This is a genomic window from Vibrio genomosp. F10 str. 9ZD137, from assembly GCF_049974785.1.
In the GTDB taxonomy this organism is placed as follows: domain Bacteria; phylum Pseudomonadota; class Gammaproteobacteria; order Enterobacterales; family Vibrionaceae; genus Vibrio.
Genome location: NZ_JBNGCJ010000570.1, coordinates 1 through 5,313 on the forward strand (window position 1 = coordinate 1; position 5,313 = coordinate 5,313).

At 46.4% G+C, this 5,313-nt stretch carries 5 protein-coding genes; 1 reads left to right on the forward strand and 4 read right to left on the reverse strand.

What is annotated here, in order from left to right:
- The 4 genes from trkA to def all read right to left on the reverse strand — a co-directional run.
- Positions 1-1,169 (reverse strand): Trk system potassium transporter TrkA (gene trkA, locus ACP45E_RS13825; RefSeq protein WP_069585124.1); only part of this gene is annotated, 1,169 nt, incomplete at its 3' end.
- Positions 1,170-1,259: 90 nt separating this feature from the next.
- Positions 1,260-2,543 (reverse strand): 16S rRNA (cytosine(967)-C(5))-methyltransferase RsmB, encoded by a 1,284-nt coding sequence (rsmB, locus tag ACP45E_RS13830; protein WP_017034334.1) that lies wholly within the window; start codon positions 2,541-2,543, stop codon positions 1,260-1,262.
- A gap of 124 nt (positions 2,544-2,667) precedes the next feature.
- Complete coding sequence (gene fmt, locus ACP45E_RS13835) at positions 2,668-3,615, reverse strand: methionyl-tRNA formyltransferase (protein ID WP_017038338.1); 948 nt, start codon at positions 3,613-3,615, stop codon at positions 2,668-2,670.
- Between the two features lie 91 nt (positions 3,616-3,706).
- Positions 3,707-4,225 carry a peptide deformylase gene (gene def / locus ACP45E_RS13840; protein WP_017034332.1) on the reverse strand — a complete coding sequence of 173 codons (519 nt, stop codon included), beginning with the start codon at positions 4,223-4,225 and terminating at the stop codon, positions 3,707-3,709.
- A gap of 139 nt (positions 4,226-4,364) precedes the next feature.
- Between def and ACP45E_RS13845 the strand changes: the two genes are divergently transcribed.
- The coding region (locus ACP45E_RS13845; protein WP_069585127.1) for a LysM peptidoglycan-binding domain-containing protein at positions 4,365-5,313 on the forward strand (949 nt) is incomplete at its 3' end.

A 5,313-nucleotide genomic window follows, 5' to 3' on the forward strand; every position in this document is an offset into this window, starting at 1 on the left:
GTTTCATCGCCATGAGCGATCGCTTCAATGGCTTCAGCTGCACCGCGACGAAGTGACGAAACATTAACAATATCGGCTCGACGCACGTGAGTTAATAGCGCGGATATTGTCGCTTGTTGGGGTGAGATCGCCACATCAATAACACTGCCTTGCACTAAGTCAACGTAGGCGCCTCGCTGAATCAGCACCATCGCTTTTTTGGCTCCCATGCGTTTCGCAAGCATGGCTGACATGATGTTGGTTTCATCTTCATTGGTTAACGCAATAAACACATCAACCTGATCGATATTTTCTTCCGTTAATAATTCTTGATCGGCGGCATCACCACAAAAGACGATGGTATTTTCAAGATCTTCAGAGAGCTTCTCCGCTCGTTTATAGCTGCGCTCAATCAGTTTGACACTGTAGTCTTGTTCAAGGCGTTTCGCTAAACCTGCACCAATATTACCACCACCCACAATCATAATGCGTCGGTAGGGCTTTTCTAGTCGTTGCAGTTCACTCATGACCGCACGAATGTGGTTACTTGCGGCAACAAAGAACACTTCATCGTCTGCTTCAATGATGGTCGTGCCTTGCGGTCTGATTGGTCGGCCTTGACGGAAAATCGCGGCAACACGAGTATCAATATGTGGCATATGATCACGAAGTGCTGACAGTGCATTACCCACTAGTGGGCCACCATAGTAGGCCTTAACCGCCACTAAGCTGACTTTTTGATCCGCAAAACTGACCACTTGCAAAGCACCTGGGTATTGGATTAAGCGTTCAATATAGCTGGTGACGAGCTCTTCGGGAGCAATCAAGTGATCGACAGGAACCGCACCCGATTTAAACAAGGCATCTTTTTCGATTAAATACTCAGGAGAGCGAATACGAGCAACACGGTTTGGCGTATTAAAGAGTGTAAAAGCCACTTGGCAAGCGGCCATATTCGTTTCATCCATATTGGTGACGGCAACTAACATGTCGGCATCTTGTGCGCCGGCTTCTCTTAACACGTCAGGGTGGCTAGCGTATCCATTCACGACTCGCAGATCATATTTATCTTGTAGCTCACGAAGGCGATCACCATTTCTATCGACGATAGTGATATCGTTATTTTCACCTACGAGGTTTTCTGCGAGCGTACCGCCCACTTGACCTGCGCCAAGAATAATGATTTTCATGCCGTTTCTCTTCTATTACTGCTTTAAATCGTAGAATGAAAGTACTCTATTGCACTTTCATTCTGTGCGGTTCTATCTAGCAAGGTGACGTTATGCTAAAGCCTTTTTCAATACAGCGTAGTAGAAACCATCCATATCATTTTCACCGGGAAGAATTTGTCTGCCTGGGGATGATGGTTCTGATCCAATAAGCTCGGCGTTATCTTTGCGATTCAAAAAAGCACTCACTTGTAAGCTGTTCTCTTGCGGTGCAATTGAGCACGTTGCATATACCATAGTGCCACCTGGTTTCAATTGCTGCCACATCGCATCCATAATTTCACTTTGCAGTTCTGCTAGCGCTTCAATGTCTGTTGCTCGACGCAGCCATTTGATGTCTGGGTGGCGACGAATAACACCGGTTGCGGAACACGGTGCATCAAGCAAAATACGATCAAATTGCTCACCTTGCCACCACTCTTCAGGGTAACGTGCGTCACCGCAAAGAACATCGGCTTTCAGCTGCAATCGGTCTAGGTTATCGTAAACACGGTCAAGTCTTTTCGCGTCGCTATCAATGGCGACGACTTCTGTATCGGTCGTGTGCTCTAAAATATGTGCGGTTTTTCCGCCTGGTGCGGCGCAGCAGTCTAGAATCAGCTCACCTTCTTGCGGGGTTAAATAATCGACAGACAGTTGCGCTGCTGCATCTTGTACCGATACCCAGCCTTTTTCAAACCCAGGTAATTTGTTGACATCGCAAGGCGTGGCTAACTTTATCGCATCCGATGCTTCTGGATGAACGGTGAATTCAATGTCTTCATTTTTGAGCAGTTCTAGGTACTCATCCCGCGTGTGGTGCTGGCGGTTCACCCTCAACCACATTGGTGCTTTGCTGTTGTTAGCCTCAATGATGGTTTCCCACTGCTCTGGGTAACTCTCTTGAAGCATCTTTAAAATCCAGCTTGGGTGGCTATATTTTCCGGCGTTGTGGCTAACGGAGAACGCATCAAGCTCTTCTTGGCTGCGTAGGTAGTTTCGTAACACAGCGTTGATCAAGCCGCTTAAGCTTGGGCCTCGCAGTGTATTGGTGGCTTCAACGGTTTCGCCTACCGCGGCGTGAGAAGGAATACGCATAAAGCCAAGCTGGTAGATGCCCACTAGAATTAGATGGTGAAAAACACGCTTTTTGCCTTTGAGTGAGTTTTCCATCAGTTCGTTAGCAATGGACTCTAAGCGCGGTAAATAACGCAATGAACCGTAGCAAATCTCTTGCAGCAGGGCGTGGTCTCTTGGGCGGATTGTTTTTTGAGCGGCGGGTAAAGCGTGAGAAAGAGAATGACCTTTGTCGACGACTTGAAAAAGTACGTTAGCTGCGGCTGCGCGAACATTCATTGTGAATACCTTAAATTAGTGGAGGCGTCTCGGCTTCCTAAAATGTACCGACTTAACGTTTGCTAAGTCGGGGAGTTGCTTTGGTTGTGCTTTATTAGGTCGACATATCCGATAGAAATCGAGACTAGCTGAGCACCGTACCCACCTCAAACCAGCTTGCACGGGCGTTGAGGATATCTTGTACTGGCATGGCTTTTTTACCCGGGACTTGCAGTTGGCTTAGGATAAGAACCTGATTGCCCGTCGCCACGTAGATGCCCGTTTTATCGGCTTGAATGATCGTCCCTGCGGGTTGGTCACATGGTGTTTCATCAACTCGGCTTTGCCACACTTTGATGTTGTTGTCAGCGACGGCAAAGTGACTCATTGGCCCTGGGTTAAATGCACGTACGCAGCGTTCAATGTGCTCAGCGTCGTCTTCCCAGTTGATTTTCGCTTCTTCTTTACTGAGCTTTTTCGCGTAGTTTGCTAGATCATCATTTTGCTTTTCCGCTACAGCCGTGCCAGAAGCAATATCAGCAAGGCAATCGACCAAAGCATCAGGGCCTAATTCTGCCAGTTTCTCGTACATCGAAGCACTGGTATCATTGGCTTCAATCGGTAAGGTGGCGATCTTAAGCATGTCGCCCGTATCGAGCCCTTTGTCCATCTGCATGATGGTCACGCCTGTCTCTTTATCCCCCGCCCAAATTGAACGTTGAATGGGAGCCGCGCCGCGCCAGCGTGGAAGAATTGAACCATGAACATTGATGCAGCCGAGCTTTGGTGTATCAAGAACCGCTTGAGGTAGCAGTAACCCATACGCTACAACGACCATGATATCGGCATCTAATTCTGCTAATTGCTGCTTTGCTTCATCAGACTTAAAGTTTTCTGGCTGATAAACAGGAATGTTGTTTTCTAATGCCATGTTTTTTACAGGGCTCGCAGTCAGTTTTTTACCGCGTCCTGCTGGGCGATCTGGCGGAGTATAAACAGCAATGACTTCATGTACCGAAGACAACAACGCCGCCAAGTGACGGGCGGCGAAATCTGGAGTACCTGCAAAGACAATTCTCAAAGACTGGCTCAAGGTAGGCTTCCTTTTTTAATGATGGTCTCTAGCTATTAATAACATCTTGTCATCAATAGCCGGTTTAGCTGTGTTTGTTGCTAGGCCGTTATTATCGGTTCGCTTGCTTTTCGTTAAAGCGTTTAATTTTTGCCAGCTTATCTTGGATACGCTTGCGCTTTAAAGGAGATAGGTAATCGACAAAGAGTTTCCCCTTGAGGTGATCCAATTCGTGTTGGACACAGATAGCCAGTAAGTCATCGGCTTCAAAGGTAAATTCTTCACCATCGCGGTTGAGCGCTTTTACTGAAACTTCTGCCGCGCGTGACACTAAAGCACGTGAACCAGGAACCGACAAACAACCTTCTTCAATGCCATCTTCACCGCGTTTTTCAGTGATCTCTGGGTTGATAAGAACCATGGGTTGATCGCGTGTGTCAGAAACATCAATCACGACAATACGTTGGTGAAAATCAACTTGTGTCGCAGCGAGGCCAATACCTTCTTCTTCGTACATGGTTTCAATCATGTCATCGACGAGTTTTTGAATTTCAGGTGTTACCTTTTCTACTGGCTTAGCGACAGTGCGTAAGCGGTCATCGGGGAACGTTAATACTTGTAATACAGACATATACACTCTAAATGTTGAACTGTGCCGAATCGGCCTAAAGGTGGTTGGGTCAATTCTAGACATTTTAGACCCTAAATGACAGCATCCAAACGTGAATAATCGAATTATTGATTACTTTTAAGACTAAAGGAATGAGGCTATGCCGCGCATTAATCATTGGTTTCTTATGCTTTCTTTTTCAATTCTAATGTTCGTTTCTTGGTCTGTTTTTGCAAGCAAAAGTGCACCATTAACGCTAAAAGAGGGCGCGCCTAAGACTTATACGGTTGTCAAAGGCGATACGCTTTGGGATATCTCTGCCCTGTATTTGAACAGCCCATGGCTCTGGCCCAAATTGTGGAGAAATAACCCTGAAATAGATAACCCTCATTTAATTTATCCTGGAGATAAGCTCACCTTAGTTTGGCTAAATGGTCAGCCAGTCTTAAGCTTAAAACCTATGGTAAAAATGAGCCCCAAGGTTAGGGTGTTGGATAAACAAGCCGTTCCTACACTTAAAGAGAGCCTGGTTGTCCCTTATTTGCAATCTGATCGACTCGTGAGCCTAGAGACGCTCCGTTTAGGTAGTAAAGTCTTAGGATCGAGTGGTGGTAAGAAATTCTTAACGTCTGAGGACGCGTTGTTTATTTCTCGGACCACAAATGAACGCCATTGGGGGATCTATCGGGTTGCGAGTGAATTTAAGCGTGACAATCAAACCATGGTGGCGCTGCAACGCATCGCCAGCGCACAACGTGAAAAGCAACAAGAAGAAGATTTAACCCAATTGAAGGTGCTCACTCAGGCCAATGAAATTTGGCTCAATGATATTGCACTTCCTGATATTACGGTCGAGAGTAACGGCTTATCAACCACTTTTTATCCGCTCCCCGCCCCTGATGAGACGATGGCGAAGATTTTAGGGGCGCTTAATGGCAGTCAGTACTCGGTAAGAAATCAGGTGGTTATTATCGATAAAGGTTCTGAAGACCAAGTTATCCAGGGCAGTATGTTTCAGTTGTTTCAGCCGGGGGCGAGTGTGTATCAAAAACAGGGTAAATATAGCTATACCGATGAATCTAACGCCTCTGAATTTCGGCTGCCTGATA

Excerpts from the sequence above, each read along its gene's own strand:
- rsmB (WP_017034334.1), bottom strand. The coding sequence starts at position 2,543 with ATGAATGTTCGCGCAGCCGCAGCTAACGTACTTTTTCAAGTCGTCGAC.
- def (WP_017034332.1), bottom strand. The coding sequence starts at position 4,225 with ATGTCTGTATTACAAGTATTAACGTTCCCCGATGACCGCTTACGCACT.